Below are 16,210 nucleotides of genomic sequence, written 5' to 3'. Positions count from 1 at the left end.
CTTTTTGCGGGAAGAGACTACTTCGTAGTGGTGCTGTCGTCTTTCACCGAATTCTCGATGTCGCTCTTGATCTCTTTGGTGGCATCTTTAAACTCACGAATGCCGCGACCAAGGCCTTTAGCCAACTCAGGGATACGCTTAGCGCCGAACAGCAACAGAATAGCGAACAGGATCAGGATTACTTCTGTGCCGCCCAAGCCTCCGATAAATAAGAAAATGTTAGTGATACCCATGTCTTTAATGTTTAAAGTAGTGCTACAAAATTAGGTTTAATATTTTAATTAACCCACATCAGCCGGGATAAGTTTAAAACGCCTTAAGTTAAGTATTAAGTATAGAACTATTCATAAAACAGCCACTAGCGAGCTGAATGGATGGCAGTGAAATTCCAGGTTACGCTTTCCGGATTTTAGAATAACAGTTTCTGTTTTGTCCCGAAAATGGAAAAAGGGTGCTTTGTGTTTATACTTAATATATTGGTAATAAGATAATTGTAATTTAATATTTACGTGGTACAGAACTTGTTATGCCTGCATTTGGGTAAAGGGTAAGTTATGCCCAACTACAAACAAGTATGGTTAGCGGAGCAGCTGCTAACTTTTTGCCTCAAGTGCAACTTTATTGCAATAACGGGTGTTTCAAAAATAAAGAGGGGAATTCTGAAACATTGTTATTAGATAGTAGTATAGCTATACAAAGATGCTTGATGTGCTGCAATTAGTTTTTGCCTCAGTGTTGCATTATTATAAACGGGGTTGTAATTTAGTGGAATGAAATCTCAGCAGCGGCACAGGGCCCTGCTTATAGATATAAATATTAAGTTTGTTTTCATAGCTTGGAAAGGCACCCTGCACTGTGGGGTGTTTTTTTATTTTTACACAGTGCTGTTCTGGGTTTTAACGCAAACGGCCTTTAGTTATTCAAGTATGGCTTTGCCTGGGGGAGGCAGAGTCAAAAAGAAAAGCCACAGCACTTGCTGTGGCTTTTTCGATTTATAGCCCGTTTGGGCGGCACCTGCTGTTAGGGCTTGGCTATCCAGCTCTCCGGGTTCATGTTCGAACTGTTTTTCCAGATCTGAAACTGCAACTCGGTAGTGCCGTCGCTGTCGGTATACACGGTGCCTATTATGTCTTTCAGCTTGACGTCCTGCCCCGGCTTAACCGTTACCGTCTTTAGCTTGGCATACACGGTAAAGTACTCGCCATGCTGCACCATCACAATATTGTTCATGCCTGGTACGGAGGCCACCGTGAGTACCTTTCCTTCGAATATGGCGCGGGCGGCGGATCCCTGGGCGGTCTGTATGTCTACACCGCGATTCTCTACTACCACGCCTTTGAGCACCGGGTGGTTGTGGCGGCCAAACTTCTGTGAGATGAAGCCACGCTCCACAGGCCAGGCAAGCCGGCCTTTGTTTCCGGCGAAGGAGGAGGAAATGAGCGCCGCCTCCGGGGTAAGGGTTACCTTGTTAGGGCTGCCGCTGGTTTCCTTGCCCGCCGCGCGCGCTGCTCTGGCTGCCCGGGCAATTTCCTCGCGCACAATGTCGGCAATCAGGTTGTCGAGTTTCTTGACGGCCTGCTGCCGCTGTGCCACTTCTTTCTTTAGGCTGCTCTCCTGCTGGCTCAGGCGCGAGATCATGGTACTCTGTTGCTGCTGCAGGCCTTTCAGGTTCTTGTTTTCGGACAGTTGCTTGCTTAGCAGGCGCTGCTTCTGCTCCCGCTTGGTCTCCAGCACGGCCAGTTGCCCGTTCAGGGCGGCCTGCACCTTGCTTATCAGCTCCACCTGTTTCTTGCGGGCCTCGGAGTACTGCTGCAGGTAGCGCAGGCGCATCACAAACTGGTTAAAAGAGTCGGAGGCGAATAGAAACATGAGCTTGTTGTAGCTGTTGGCTGTCTTGGAGGCAGCGTATACCATGGTGGCGTATTCTTCCTTCAGCTTTTGCAGGTCGTTTTGCAGGGCTCCCACAATGCCCTCGGTCTCCTTTACATCAGACTCGAGCAGGTTGATCTCCCGGGAGATGTTCTCGATTACCCCTTGCTGCACCGTAATCTTCTCCTTGATGGCGTTGAGCTGGCCAATGGAAGCCTGCTTCTGCTTGGCGGTTTGCTGCAGAATGCGGTTTGCTTCTTTTATTCGGGTGAGGTTTTCCTTTTTCTCCTTCTCCAGCTGCGCCTTGGACTTTGCTTTTTGCGCCACAGAAACCAGTGGCAGGCTCAGCAGAAAAAAGAAAAAGGCTACTCTGTAAAGGGCCTTCATCAAAACGTATGGTTCTTCTACTCTCAGTTTACAAATATGGTGATTCTAAAACGGAAGAACCAACCGGGGCGGGAGATTTAATTAAAGCTGAGGTGGGTATAGTCGCCTGGCACGCCAAACGGAAAAGTGAGGGGCTCCTGAGAAACGGTAACGCGGCTGTGCTTCAGGGTGAAGTCGGACACCTGGCCCTGCTGCAGCACCTGTGCCACCAGCTCGTAGGCAAACGGCACCTGGCCGATCGGCGTGAAGTTGTTATACCTTACCGTGATGGTGTTGCCGGTGGTATTGTCTTTGGCGTTAAGCTGCTCCAGCTTGTTGTTCAGGGCACTGATGAAATAGTCGAGGGTGAGGTTCTGGCGCTGCTGCTGCACATGGTGGCGGTCCTCCAGGCTGATCACCTTCTCAGTGCCCATGGATTGGTAGTTGCCCAGCAGGATAGCCTGCAGCACATCGAAACTCACATCCACCTGCAGCTTGCTGCGCAGGAGGCGGTAATCGGTGGCCGCATACTCTTTCTTCAGGCGGTTCATAAAGTATACCGAGTCCTGCGTCAGCATCATGCGGGCGGCCTCAATGCCCAGGCCGGGCAGCACCGACACCCAGATCACGCTGTCTTTCTGCATGCGTATACTTACACCGGAGGAGAGGTTGTCGTTCCTGTCGTTGAGGGTGACCTGGCCCTTGCTGCTGAGGTAGGAGAAGTCGAGGTTGTCAACTTTTACGGCGCCAATGGTGGTGGTAGCGGCGGTGGCTGAGGTAGGGACAGTATCTTTCTTACAGCTTGCCAACAGTAGCAGGCCGCACACGAAAAGCAATAATTGCTTACTCATAAAGTTTCTTCTCTTTTATCTTTCGGTCGATAAAGGCGGAGGCTTCCCCTTTTAGCTTGGCTTTCTGCCACTGGCTCACAGCTTCTTCCTGCTTACCCAGCTTAAAGAGCACATCGCCGTAGTGTTCCACGATGGTGGCGTCGTCGGAGATGGCGACGGCCTGCTCCAGGTGCTTGCGGGCCTCGGTGTAGTTGCCCATCTTGTACAGCACCCAGGCATGGGTATCCAGGTAAGTGGGGTTGGTCGGGTGCTGCTTCACCAGCCGCTCCGACATCTGCCGGGCTTTGTCCAGGCTCTCGCCCCTCAGCGATAGGAAATAGCTGTAATTGTTGAGCACGTGCTCGTTATTCGCGTCCTGCGCCAGCACAGCCTCGTAAGCGGCATCCGATTTCTTGTAGTCCTTCAGGGAGTTGTAGCTGTCGCCCAACTGCATGTTAAACTGCATCACCAACTCCGGCTCACCCACCGAAAGGCGCTTGCCATACTCCAGGGCCTTTACGGCCTTCTCGAAATTCTTCTCGATCAGGTGGCCGGTGCCGCTGTAGAACCAGAAAACCGCCTGGTTCGGGAATAGCTCCAGCGCCTGCTCGGCGTGCTTCACCATGGCAGCCGGCTGCTCCAGTTCGGCATCCAGCAGCACGATCTGCTGCCAGATCTTAAAGTGGGAGTCATCCAGCTTCACGGCTTTCAAGTAGTTGTCGCGGGCAGCCTGCTTTTTGCCGACAATGGTCTGCAGGTCGGCGGCTACGGCGTAGGCCTTGGCTTCCTCCGGGTGCTTTTCGATGGTCATGTCCACCAGTTCCAGGGCCACGGGCTCTATCTGCGGGTTAGGCAGCTGGCGGATAAAGTCCACCAAAATGCGCACCTTCGTGTCGATGTCGAGCTCGCTGCTGGCAAAGGCCATTTTCACCTGCCGCTCCGACTCCTCCAGCTCGCCTTTCTGGCGGTGTAGGTCAGAGAGCATGAGGTGGGCAAACGGGTTCCCCGGCTCCAGGCGCAATGCTTTGTTTAGGGTATTGATGGCGTCGTCGGCGCGGCGGGAAGCGTTGTACAGCTCTGCCTGCGACAGGTAATAACGAATCTCGCTGGGGTAGGCCTTCAGCAGCTTTTCGCCCTCGGCAATGGCCTTGTCCACGTTCTTCTGGCGCAGGTATATCTGCTGGCGGTTTACCAGCAACTGCTCCATATCGCCAAATTCCTTCTCAATGCGGTCATACGTCTTCAGCGCATCCTCGTAGCGCGACTGCGACAAGTATAAATCAGCCAGGTTAAAGAGGTACTCGTTGGAGTTGGGGACGTTGGCCAAAAGCGCGTTGAAGGCTTGTGCGGCAGCGTCATACTGCTGCAGCTCGGTGTGCAGCTGGGCCAGCAACAGGTAATAATAGGCGTTTTTCTTCTCGAGGTTTACAGCTGCCTGGGCAAAGGGCATGGCCGATTTCGGCTCCTTCAGGTGCAGGTAGGTCTCGCCGATCTTATAGTTTAAAGCGGCGTTGTTGGGGGTTACGGTGTAGGCCTTCTGAAAAAGCTGGAGGGCTTGTTGGTAGTCCTCCAGCATAAAGTATCTCATCCCATCCAGAAACAGCGCCTCGCTTACCTGCCTGTCGCGCTCGCTGGGGGCCGGCACCTGTTGTACGGTTGGGGCCGGCGCCTCCTGGTTAGCCTTGGCTTTCTTCTTCCTTTTAGAGGATTGCGCCGTGCTTTCGCCAGTAGCTAGCAGGGCCAGGCAGCAGGTGGCAAGTATAAAGTTTCTGAATGTTGTCATGTGTTACTCCGCAAGTGTGTTGTAGTCGCCGAGGCTGAGGTCAGACGGACGCCCCTCGTACACAACAAAGTTGCCGAGCATTGAGTTTGCAACGTTGCCGTTTTTAAGGGTGGTGTTCTCCTGAATAATGGAGTTGCTCACCACGGAGTTGGTTACGTTTGTGCCGTTGCCTATGGAAACATGCGGGCCCACCACTGAGTTGGTGATCTGCGCGTTTTCGCCAATGTATACAGGCGGGATAATCACTGCGTTCTCCAGCTTCGCCGACGAGGCCACCAGGCCTTCCTCATCCTTTATATACTCTAAATAGCGTTGGTTAGTATAAACAGTTGCGTTTTTATTTCCGCAATCGAGCCACTCCGAGATAACGGCAGGTATAAACCGGGTGCCCTTGTTCTTCATGTTCTCCAGGGCGTTGGTGAGCTGGAACTCGCCTTTGTCCTTGATGTCGTTGTCGAGCAGGTACTGCAGCTCGTCGCGCAGGTAGGCGCCGTCGCGGAAGTAGTAGATGCCGATAATGGCCAGGTCGGATACAAAGTGCTCCGGCTTCTCCACAAAGTCGGTGATCTCATTGTTCTCGTTGAGCTTGATCACCCCGAATGGGCGCGGGTCCTCCACGCGCTGCACCCAGATGGTTCCGTCAGCATTGGTGTCTAACTGAAAATCGGCTTTGAAAAGCGTGTCGGCAAACGCCACCACCACCTTACCTTCCAGCGAGTCCTTCGCGCAAAGTATGGCGTGTGCCGTACCCAGGGCTTCCTCCTGGTACACAATAGTGCCTTTGGCGCCGATCTTTGTGGCGATCTCCCTCAGGTCGTTCTCCACTTCCTCTCCGAAGTGCCCGATAATGAAGGCCACCTCCTCAATCGGCTCGTGGCATACTTTGGCGATGTCCTCCACCAGGCGCTGCACAATCGGCTTGCCCGCGATGGGGATAAGGGGTTTGGGAACTGTAAGTGTGTGGGGGCGCATGCGCTTGCCCATTCCGGCCATCGGTATAATAATCCTCATAGCTGTTTTTTGTATATCTAGGTTTTATGTTGAGCCTACAGCTCTTTGCTGCAGTTATTAGGTTTTCGGTACTGGTTGCTCGTTATTCGTTGGTCGTTATTTGTTGTTCGTTAACCGGGTTTATACTTTGTGCGATTAACGAGCAACGATTATCGATCAACGATTACTTCACTCCCGTGCTGCCGTAGCCGCCTGCGCCGCGCTCGGTGTCGGTGAGGGCTTCGGCCTGCTGCCACGCCACGCGCTCATACGTTGCCACCACCATCTGGGCGATGCGCTCGCCGTCTTCCACCACAAAGTCCTGATCCGAGAGGTTCACCAGCAGTACTTTTATCTCCCCGCGGTAGTCGGCATCGATGGTGCCCGGGCTGTTCACGATGGAGATGCCGTGCTTGTAGGCCAGGCCGCTTCTGGGGCGGATCTGCGCCTCGTGCCCCTCCGGCAGCTCTATGAAAAGGCCTGTTGGGATGAGCGCGCGCTGCAGTGGCTTCAACGTAACGGGCGCCTCCAGGTTTGCCCGCAGGTCCATGCCGGCGGAATGTATGGTTTGGTAGTTCGGTAAATCGTGCCTTGATTGGTTAATGACGTTAACCGGCAGGTTCTTGTTGTTCATCATCTTTAAATTTAGCATTAAATTTTAAGGAGGCGGGAGCGCTCCCGCAGCCATACGACAACCAGAAAGGCTGCGCAGATGCCCAGGTGATAGGCGTGGCGCAGCCACCAGTTCTCTATCTCTACTCCTAACGCCAGCCACACCAGCCCCGCCGCCAGCGCCACATAAGCCAGTATGGTTTTTACCGGGTAGGGGATAGGGTAGTGGCGGTTACCAAGTATATAGCTGGCCGCAGCCATACTTGTATAGCAGATAAGCGTGGCGATGGCTGAGCCCATATAGCCAATAACGGGTATCAGCAGCAGGTTGAAAAGTATGGTGATGGCCGCGCCGCCGAAACTGATGTAGGTGCCATACTTGGTCTTGTCCGTGAGCTTGAACCACACCGAGAGGTTGTAGTACACGCCCAGAAAGAGGTTGGCCAGCAGCAGCACCGGCACGATCATGATGCCCTCGCGGTAAGCCGCGCTGCGCAAAAACAGGGCAAAGTCCTCCAGATTGGCGGAGATAAAGAGAAAGATAAACGCGCACACGATCACAAACCACTTCATGATGAGCGCAAAGGTATGGGGGGAGTTCTTGTCCTGGGCCTGCGAGAAGAAGAAGGGCTCGGCGGCATAGCGGAAGGCCTGTATGGCCAGCGTCATGAAGATGGAGAGCTTGTAGCAGGCGCTGTAGATACCCACCACGGCCTCGTTGCTGTGCTGCGGGTAAAAGCCCTCCGGCAGCCACTCCTCCAAAAGTATACGGTCGATCACCTCGTTCACCATGCCGGCCATGCCCATAAACAGCAGCGGGTAGGCATACGTGAGCATGGGGCGCAGCAGCTCTTTGTTAAACTCAAACCGGAAGATGCTGAACTCGCGCCACAGCAGGGGGATGAGCAGCGCGTTGGCCACCAAGTTGATGAGGAAAATGTAACCGATCCCCAGGTCCGGGTTGTAGATATACGACACCAGCGGCCGTAGCTCCTGCAGGTACTCCCCCTCGTAAATGCTGCGGCACACAACCAGAAAGAACAGGTTGGCGCCCACCGTGATCAGTATGTTGGCCAGTTTGATGGAGGCGAATTTCACGGCCTTGTTCTGCAGCCGGAGCCAGGCAAAGGGTATGGCCGCGATGGCATCGATGGCAAGTATGATTGCCAGCCAGATAACGTAGTTCTGCTCCTGCGGCGAGTAATCCTTATAATCGGCGATGGCCCCGGAGGCAAGTATAAGCAGGACCGAAAACAAGGTGCTGGAACCAATGATGAGGCTGAGCACCTGGTTGTAGAGCCTGCGCTGGTCGGCCCCCGGCTTGTTAGCAAACCGGAAGAAGGCCGTCTCCATACCATAGGTATAAAGTATGTTGAAGAAGCCCACGAAGGCGTACAGGTACGACACCACGCCATACTCCGCCGGCAGGAAAACGGCGGTATACACCGGCACGAGCAGGTAATTCAGCGCTCGGCCCACAATACTGCTTAAACCGTAGGCAGCAGTTTGCCCGACCAATTTCTTGGCTATACTCATGCGTTCTGTTTCGGGGTCGGGGAGGTTGTTTTTATACTTAGTTTCCGGTGAAGTCGGCCTTGCGCTTCTCTATGAAGGCGCTGGTGCCCTCCACAAAGTCCTCGGAGGTGCAGCAGCGGGCAAAGGCGTTGGCCTCCGTCTGGTAACCATCCTCGTCTTTCGTGTAGACGGCGTTCACGCACTCTATCACCAGCCCAACGGCCAGCGGCGCCTTGCTCATGATCTTCTCCATGATCTCCACGCACTTGCCCAGCAGTTGCTCCTGTGGCACCACGTGGTTTACCAGGCCAAGCTGCAGCGCGTCCTGTGCGTTCACCATGTCAGCGGTCATCATCAGTTCCATGGCCTTGCCTTTGCCCACCAGCTGCGTCAGGCGCTGCGTGCCGCCATAGCCCGGTATCAGGCCCAGGTTCACCTCCGGCTGGCCGAAGCGCGCGTTTTCTGAAGCCACGCGCAGGTGGCAGGCCATGGCCAGTTCGCAGCCTCCGCCCAGGGCAAAGCCGTTTACCGCGGCAATCACGGGCTTGTTGCTGCGCTCGATCATGGCGAACACATCCTGGCCGCGCTCGGCAAAGCTGCGGGCCGTCACCTCGCTCAGCTCGGCTATCTCGGTAATGTCGGCGCCAGCCACAAAAGCCTTTGGCCCTGCACCAGTGATAATGGCCCCTTTTATGGTGGCATCGTCGTACACCTGCTGCATCGCGTTCCTAATCTCCCGGATGGTCTCAATGTTCAGCGCGTTCAGTTTGTCGGCGCGGTTAATGGTAATGAACAGGATGCCGTTTTGCTGGTCGAGCAGCAGGTTTTCGTATATTGCCATAGTTCTAGGTTTCAATTCTTGTCAGAATCTATTTTCTTTGTCACAAATATAAGGATTTAGTTCAATCCGGAACAGCCGGGGCGCTTGCCGCCCGCAAGCGGACGAAAGTGCAGGGGGAATAGCCTCCTTGTTTATACTTGCTCCGCTTCTTCTAACAAATCGGATTAAGTATAGTTATCTACCATGCGCTTTCATTCCCACCGACTTTTCACAGTTCTTCTTACCCTTGTCCTTGCCTTCTCCTTCCTGAGCGCCGCGGCACAGCAACCAGCCCTTGTGCCCCCTGCCCTCAAACGGCCTGTGCTCCTGTTTCCCGCCAACACAACGCTTCCCGCCATACCCCCCGTTGCCAAGCGCCCCATTGCCAAATTGCCTGTCGCCGCAGCGGTTAACCTCTGGGATTTCGGGGGGATGGGGACCGTGAACTTCAGCCAGGTGAGCCTTTCCAACTGGGCGGCTGGCGGGCAGAACACGGTGTCGGTGTTGGGTAATGCCAACCTGTACGCTAACTACGAGCAGGGAAAAAGTACCTGGAACAACTCGCTGGACCTGACCTATGGCCTGGTGAAGCTGGAGGGCAAGCGTGTGCAGAAGAGCGATGACAAGCTGGAGCTGAACCTGAAGTATGGCTACCGCGCCTCCAAGCGCTGGTTCTACACGGCGCAGATGAACCTGAAAACGCAGCTCACCCCCACCTATACCATCACCCGCGACACCCTGCGCTCTAACTTCTTTGCTCCGGCGTCCATACTTGCCTCGCTGGGTATGGACTACAAGCCAAACGAGCGGCTGTCGGTGTTTATCTCTCCGTTTACGGGCAAGTTCACTGTCGTAGCCAACCAGATGCTGGCCGACAAGGGCGCCTTTGGCGTGGAAGCCGCCCGGAAGGATGCCGAGGGGAACAGGATTCCTGGCACGGGGAGTTACCTGCGCCGGGAGTTTGGGGGCTACGTGAACGTGCGCTACAAAAAGGAGGTGTTCAAGAACATCAACCTGCAGTCGAAGCTCGACCTTTTCTCCAATTACCTGCGCGAGCCGGAGAACGTGGACCTGAACTGGGAGAACGTCATCAACTTTAAAGTGAACAAAGTGGTGTCGGCAAGCTTCTTCGCCCACATGATCTATGACGACGACGTGAAGATTGATGTGGATCGCTCCGGCGATGACAAGACGGACGGTAGGGGCCCCCGCCTGCAGGTGAAGCAGACCCTGGGCATAGGGATATCGTACAAATTTAAATAGCAGGAATTTTCTATCGCCGCTTTGCGTTTAGCAAAAAATGTATACTTTTAGCACCTGTTTGCGTTGTATACATGAAACGTTAACAAGCTGTTATGAAAAGACTATTTCTGTTGTTGTTTTCTCTTGGAATTGTACTTTGTTTCTCAGAGGCCAAAGCCCAGTCCTCGCTGAGCAGTGAGAGTGGCAAGGATGCCTACTGGGGTACTGCCAAGGCTGAGACCAGAGCCGCTTCTGTAGATGCCGTAGGCCGCCGGGCCGAAGGGCTGGACGCCCGCTACAACACGTATGAGGGTGATACAAGGTCCAGCTTTGCCAAAAGGAGGATTGCCAACAGCAAGCGCATGAAGGAAATCCTGAAGAAGGAAGAGAAGATGATGAAAAAGCGCAAGCGCGACCGCGGCAGGTTAAAGCGCATGGGCCTGCTTAAAGGACCGAGCAACTAGCATTTCAGGAGAACATACAACGTAAGTATAGCATACAGGGCTGTTCCATCAGGGGCAGCCCTTTCGTTTTTATATACTTCCTGCTCGGTACTTTATACTTTACAGCTAGACTGAATGCAGCGGCAAGTATAAAATAGGGCGGAACGCGATAGCAAGAATTAGGCGTTTTTATACTTGCCTGGTTGTGGAGCTGCACCTATCGAACCTACCCCCAGCCTTTCGGGCTTGAGAGCGCCAAAACCAGAGATGAAGCTTTAGGTAAGTGGGGCTGGAGGATGAACGGGAGTTTGAAAGTATAGCTTGGTTTAAGCGGGCGGAAGCGGCGGCTATGCAAGTATAAACTGAAGTATAAAGTATAAGGCACAAGCGGACGCCCCGAAATGCTCCGGGACTTTCAGCTTGCGCCAGCAGGAGCTATGAAGTACAAATCAGCAAGTATAAAAGTATAGCCAAAGTATAAAGTATGGCGGGAGTAGGTATAAAACGAAACAGCCCCGGCGGCTGGTGGCTACCGGGGCTGTCCCTGATTTATACTTCCCGCTGAAGTTACAGCGTGCGTTTTACTTCTTTCTCCACGTAGGCCTCAATAATGTCGCCCTCCTGGATGTCGTTGTAGCCTTTCAGGCTGATACCGCACTCGTAGCCTTGTCTTACCTCAGCCACGTCGTCCTTGAAGCGTTTCAGGGCAAGTATCTCGCCGTCCAGCACCACAATACCGTCGCGTACCAGGCGTACTTTGGAGTTACGTTGGATAGAGCCATCCGTCACCATACAGCCGGCAATAGTACCCACCTTGCTGATCTTGAACACGTCGCGCACTTCCGCGTTACCCACGATCTCTTCCTTCAGCGTTGGGGCAAGCATGCCTTCCATGGCGTCCTTCACCTCGTTTATCGCGTCGTAGATGATGGAGTACAGGCGCACGTCGATCTGCTCCTGTTCTGCCAGCCTGCGCGCGTTCAGCGACGGACGAACCTGGAAGCCGATGATGATCGCATCAGAGGCCGAGGCAAGCAGCACGTCAGACTCAGAGATGGCACCTACGCCCTTGCCGATGATGTTCACCTGCACCTCGTTGGTAGAAAGCTTCAGCAACGAGTCAGACAGGGCTTCCACCGAGCCGTCCACGTCACCTTTCACGATCACGTTCAGCTCCTTAAACGTACCGATTGCCAAACGACGACCGATCTCATCCAGGGTAATGTGCTTGCGTGTACGAAGGCTCTGCTCACGCTGCACCTGCGATCTGTTAGAAGCGATCTCTCTGGCTTCACGCTCAGAATCCATCACCACGAACTTATCGCCGGCCTGCGGCGCTCCGTCCAGACCCAGCAACTGTATCGGGGTAGATGGGCCTGCCTCTTTCATTTTCTTGCCGCGGTGGTCGGTCATGGCTTTTACTCTACCGAAGTGAGAGCCGGCCAGCACCACGTCGCCAATCTGCAGGGTACCGGTCTGTACCAGCACAGTGGCTACATACCCGCGGCCTTTGTCCAGCGACGCCTCAATCACCGTACCGATAGCCTGGCGTTCAGGGTTCGCCTTAAGCTCCAGCAATTCGGCCTCCAGCAATACTTTCTCCAGCAGGTCTGCTATACCGAGTCCTGTTTTGGCAGAAACCTCCTGCGACTGGTACTTGCCGCCCCATTCTTCCACCAGGATGTTCATCTGGGCGAGTTCTTCACGCACCTTGTCCGGGTTGGCGGTCGGCTTGTCTATCTTGTTCAGGGCGATGATGATCGGCGCACCGGCTGCCTGAGCATGGTTGATTGCCTCTTTGGTCTGCGGCATCACCGAGTCGTCGGCAGCTACCACAATGATAACGACGTCCGTTACCTTGGCGCCACGGGCACGCATCGCCGTAAAGGCCTCGTGACCAGGCGTATCCAGGAACGTGATGGTTCGTCCGCTCTCTGTCTTCACCTTGTAGGCACCAATGTGCTGTGTGATACCACCGGCTTCACCGGCTGTCACGTTGGCGCGGCGGATGTAGTCGAGCAGGGATGTCTTACCGTGGTCCACGTGACCCATGATAGTCACCACCGGGGCACGCTCTTCCAGGTCCTCCTCATTCTCCTCTACAATGTCCTCCAGGCCTTGCTCTTCTTCGGATGTGATGAAATCAACGTTGTAACCGAATTCATCCGCAATAATGGTGATGGCCTCCGCATCCAGGCGCTGGTTGATGGACACGAACATGCCCAGTTGCATACACACCTTGATCACGTCGTTCACACTTACGTCCATCAGGGCCGCCAGGTCGTTTGCCGACACAAACTCCGTTACGCGCAGTGTCTTCGACTCTGCGGCCTCCATCATGCGGCGTTCTTCAGTCGCATCAGCGATGGCTGAGCGCTTCTCGCGGCGGTACTTGGCGCGGTTGCCACTGGCTCCCTTGCCACCACTCAGCTTGGCGAGCGTTGCCTTGATCTGCTCCTGGATTTCCTTGTCCGTAACCTCGGTTTTCTCAGCCCGTACTGGTCTGCCTTTGCCCGGTTTGCCTGGGCCTCCGCCTGGGCGAGGACCGCGGTCCGGCCGGCCACCATGCTGCTGGGCCGGCGTTATAGGGCGGTTCTGGCCCTGTCCTGGGCCCTGCTGGCCTCCGGCTGCCGGCTGGCCACCTTCTGTAGCCACCATAATGCGCTTGCGCTTCTTCTTTTTACCCTTGCGGTCGTCGGACGAGGCAACGGGCTTGGCGCCTTTTCTGCGCGACTCTACTGGCAGCTCGATTTTGCCAAGTACAGTAAGACCTTTTAGCTGGTCTGCTTTTGCTGTAATCGTTTCTATGTCTTCTTTTGTTTCTGTGCCTTTGTTTGCCTCTGCAGGTGCGGCCGGTTGCTGTGGCTCCTTCTCTGCGGCAGGCTCTTTTGGTGCTGGTGCGGCCGGTTGCGCGGCGGCAGGCGTGGCAGGCTGCTCTTGCTGCTTAGGCGCTTCCGGCTGCTGAGGCGTGGCAGGCGCCTCAGGTGCTTTCGCGGCTGGTGCAGCAGGGGCTTCCGGCTGTTTGGCCGGCTCCTCGGCCTTTGGTGTCTCCACCGGCTTGGCCGGCTGTGCAGGCGCTTCTGCCTTAGGAGCCTCCGGTGCCGGGGCTGGGGCAGGAGCCGGAGGCGGAGTTGGCTTCTCTTCTGCTTTTGGCGCCTCCGGTTTTGGCTCCGGCTGCTTGGCTACTGGCCTGCCTTTGGCATCCAGCTCAATTTTGCCCAGCACTTTAATGCCCGGCAACTTAGCGGCAGGCTCTGCGGCCGGCTCCTCTTTTTTAGGCGCCGCAGGGGCCTCTGGCTTCTTCGCGTTCTTAATCAGGATCTCCTCCTCTGGCTCACTTGCCTTCCTTGGCTCGTGGGCAGGCTCCGACTCTATCACCTGGTTGCTCTGCGGCTTTTTGCCAATATAGATCTCATCCGCCTCCTGCTTTTCTTGCATAGACGCGGCGAACTCCTTAGCCAGCATATTGAACTGCTCTGCCGTGATCTTGGTGGTTGGCTTGTTTTCCACCTCAAACCCTTTAGCAGAGAGGTAATCCACAATCGTGGATGTACCAATGTTTAAAGTAGTCGCAACCTGTTTAAGCCTCCTTGTTTTTTCTTCTGCCATTTTGTTCTAATATGCTGTCTTGTTATTCGTATTATAAAGTATAGTTGCCTTACCTAGAAGGAATAAGCTGTGCCCCGCGCAATCTTTTTCAAAATTAGCCTAACCGAGTACAACTCACAACTATTGATTGTCTTCTTCTTCCAACTCTTCCCGAAGTATGGAGAGCACATCGTCAATCGTCTCTTCCTCCAGCTCCGTGCGGCGCAGCAGGTCTTCCTTGGTTACGGCCAGCACGCTCTTGGCGGTGTCCAGGCCGATGCGGCGCAGTTCTGCGATCACCCAATCCTCGATCTCATCGGAGAATTCCTCCAGGCTGATGTCTTCCTCATAGCTTTCAGACTCACGGAACACGTCGATCTCCATATCCACCAAACGGCTGGCCAGCTTGATGTTCTGGCCGCCCTTACCAATGGCCAGGGATACCTGGTCTGGCTTCAGGAACACGGATACGCGCTTGTTCTCGTCGTCTATCTTCATGCTGCTGATCTTAGCCGGGCTAAGGGCACGCTGAATGTAGAGCTCCAGGTTCTCGGTGAAGTTAATCACGTCGATGTTCTCGTTCTCCAGCTCGCGCACGATGCTGTGGATACGGGAGCCCTTCATGCCTACGCAGGCGCCTACCGGGTCGATGCGGTCGTCAAAGGATTCTACGGCAACTTTGGCGCGCTCGCCCGGCTCACGCACGATTTTCTTGATGGCGATCAGGCCGTCGAAGATCTCCGGCACCTCGTTCTCGAACAGGCGCTCCAGGAAAGCGGGGGAGGTGCGGGAAAGGATGATCTTCGGGTTACCGTTCACGATCTCCACGCGCTGCACCACCGCTCTTACTACGTCGCCTTTGCGGTAACGGTCTTTCGGGATCTGCTCCACCTTCGGGATCAGCAGCTCGTTCTCCTCCTGGTCCAGCAGCAGCACCTCGCGGTTCCATACCTGGTACACCTCGCCGGAGATGATCTCACCCACCAGGTCCTTATACTTTTGGAACAGCAGTTCCTTCTCCATATCCTTGATGCGCTGGATCAGCGTCTGGCGGGCTGTCAGTACGGCGCGGCGGCCAAAGTCCTCCAGCTTCACCTCCTCCGATACTTCCTCGCCTACCTCAAAGTCAGGCTCAATCTTACGGGCATCCGTAAGGCTGATCTTGTCTGTCTCCCAGATGTCCTCGGAGTTGTCGTCCACGATCTCGCGGTTGCGCCAGATCTCCAGGTCTCCCTTCTCCACGTTGAGGATGATGTCGAAGTTCTCATCGGTGCCCCACTTTTTGCGGATCATGGTGCGGAATACATCCTCGAGGATGCGCATCATGGTCGGGCGGTCTATGTTCTTGAATTTCGCAAATTCGGCGAACGACTCGATCAGGACTGAACTGTTCATTATCTTATCATTTAAATGAGATTACAACATTTGCTTTTACAATGTCCCCGAAGGGTATCTGCACAGGCACATACGTTACCTTTTTTCCTTTTTGTTTTACTTCCTCCGCCAGGTTAAGGCCGGTATCGGTCACTTCCTCCAGCTTGCCTGTCTTCTCGGTGCCGTCCTGCAGTTTCACCTTCAGGCTGCGGCCGGTGTGGCGCTTAAACTGCTGGGGCTGCGTGAGCGGGAAGTCCACGCCCGGCGAGCTCACTTCGATCGTATAGCTCAACTCTTCGCCAAATGCCTCCTCTATCTTTTTGCTGATGCGGCGGCTAAGCGTAGCACACTGGTCTATCGTGATGCCCTGCTCGCCATCGGCCAGCACGGTAACCTTTGGCCTGGCCGTAGAGTCCGACACGGCCACATCTACGATAAACAGCTCGCCCTCCGGCAGGCTCGCCTCCGCCATCGCTCTTATATTCTTTGCGGTTAGTGCCATAACAAACGGTTAAGAAATAAAGAAGGGGACTTCGTGTCCCCTCAGCTCCTTGGAAATATTGCTGCAAATTTACTACAAATTCATTATATACACAAATATTGTGCACCAATGGCTTGTATTAAATATTTACGGGCATATTGAAAAGCAAATTCGGGTAAAAATATTCTTCCCGACAAAGGCGCGACAGTCCGGGCCTTGTAGCATAACAGGCAGGGCAATATTTTAGTTCGCCTATAGTTACAGGGTGCCGGCACGGGCGGATGGGTGCTTATACGG

The 16,210-nt window shown here is 54.5% G+C and carries 13 protein-coding genes; 2 read left to right on the top strand and 11 right to left on the bottom strand.

Going from position 1 to position 16,210, the window contains the following annotated elements; genetic code table 11:
* Positions 1-17: 17 nt before the first annotated feature.
* From A3841_RS02140 to A3841_RS02100, 8 genes are all read right to left on the bottom strand, one after another.
* Complete coding sequence (locus A3841_RS02140) at positions 18-233, bottom strand: Sec-independent protein translocase subunit TatA/TatB (protein WP_073850617.1); 216 nt, start codon at positions 231-233, stop codon at positions 18-20.
* 787 nt (positions 234-1,020) lie between these two features.
* Positions 1,021-2,256, bottom strand: a complete 1,236-nt coding sequence (locus A3841_RS02130) for a murein hydrolase activator EnvC family protein (protein WP_073850615.1) — start codon at positions 2,254-2,256, stop codon at positions 1,021-1,023.
* 77 nt (positions 2,257-2,333) lie between these two features.
* Positions 2,334-3,086, bottom strand: a complete 753-nt coding sequence (locus tag A3841_RS02125; RefSeq protein ID WP_073850614.1) for a DUF4292 domain-containing protein — start codon at positions 3,084-3,086, stop codon at positions 2,334-2,336.
* A complete protein-coding gene (locus A3841_RS02120; protein WP_235861256.1) occupies positions 3,079-4,848 on the bottom strand; it encodes a tetratricopeptide repeat protein in 1,770 nt (589 codons plus the stop codon). Before A3841_RS02120 ends, A3841_RS02125 begins: the two co-directional genes overlap by 8 nt.
* Positions 4,849-4,851: 3 nt before the next feature.
* On the bottom strand, positions 4,852-5,859 hold the full coding sequence (locus tag A3841_RS02115) for a sugar phosphate nucleotidyltransferase (protein ID WP_073850613.1): 1,008 nt from the start codon (positions 5,857-5,859) through the stop codon (positions 4,852-4,854).
* A gap of 163 nt (positions 5,860-6,022) precedes the next feature.
* On the bottom strand, positions 6,023-6,472 hold the full coding sequence (gene dut, locus A3841_RS02110; RefSeq protein ID WP_073850690.1) for a dUTP diphosphatase: 450 nt from the start codon (positions 6,470-6,472) through the stop codon (positions 6,023-6,025).
* 17 nt (positions 6,473-6,489) lie between these two features.
* On the bottom strand, positions 6,490-7,986 hold the full coding sequence (locus tag A3841_RS02105; RefSeq protein ID WP_073850612.1) for a lipopolysaccharide biosynthesis protein: 1,497 nt from the start codon (positions 7,984-7,986) through the stop codon (positions 6,490-6,492).
* A 37-nt stretch (positions 7,987-8,023) separates the two neighbouring features.
* Positions 8,024-8,806 carry an enoyl-CoA hydratase/isomerase family protein gene (locus A3841_RS02100; RefSeq protein ID WP_073850611.1) on the bottom strand — a complete coding sequence of 261 codons (783 nt, stop codon included), beginning with the start codon at positions 8,804-8,806 and terminating at the stop codon, positions 8,024-8,026.
* A 183-nt stretch (positions 8,807-8,989) separates the two neighbouring features.
* Between A3841_RS02100 and A3841_RS02095 the strand changes: the two genes are divergently transcribed.
* Entirely contained in the window at positions 8,990-10,048 is a 1,059-nt protein-coding gene (locus A3841_RS02095; protein ID WP_083610140.1) for a DUF3078 domain-containing protein, read from the top strand.
* A 92-nt stretch (positions 10,049-10,140) separates the two neighbouring features.
* Complete coding sequence (locus tag A3841_RS02090; RefSeq protein ID WP_073850610.1) at positions 10,141-10,491, top strand: hypothetical protein; 351 nt, start codon at positions 10,141-10,143, stop codon at positions 10,489-10,491.
* Positions 10,492-11,037: 546 nt separating this feature from the next.
* Here A3841_RS02090 and infB read toward each other — a convergent pair.
* From infB to A3841_RS02075, 3 genes are all read right to left on the bottom strand, one after another.
* Positions 11,038-14,079 (bottom strand): translation initiation factor IF-2, encoded by a 3,042-nt coding sequence (infB, locus tag A3841_RS02085; protein WP_073850609.1) that lies wholly within the window; start codon positions 14,077-14,079, stop codon positions 11,038-11,040.
* A 120-nt stretch (positions 14,080-14,199) separates the two neighbouring features.
* The gene (gene nusA, locus A3841_RS02080; RefSeq protein ID WP_073850608.1) at positions 14,200-15,453 is read right to left on the bottom strand and encodes a transcription termination factor NusA; all 1,254 of its coding nucleotides are present in this window, start codon (positions 15,451-15,453) and stop codon (positions 14,200-14,202) included.
* 7 nt (positions 15,454-15,460) lie between these two features.
* Positions 15,461-15,934, bottom strand: coding sequence for a ribosome maturation factor RimP (locus tag A3841_RS02075; protein ID WP_235861255.1), 474 nt, complete (start codon positions 15,932-15,934; stop codon positions 15,461-15,463).
* Between the last annotated feature and the right edge of the window lie 276 nt (positions 15,935-16,210).

Origin of the sequence: Pontibacter flavimaris (assembly GCF_001907195.1) — a bacterium.
GTDB classification, from domain to species: Bacteria; Bacteroidota; Bacteroidia; order Cytophagales; family Hymenobacteraceae; genus Pontibacter; species Pontibacter flavimaris.
The sequence above is the reverse complement of the archived record's forward strand: the minus strand, read 5'-3'. Positions and strand labels throughout refer to the sequence as shown.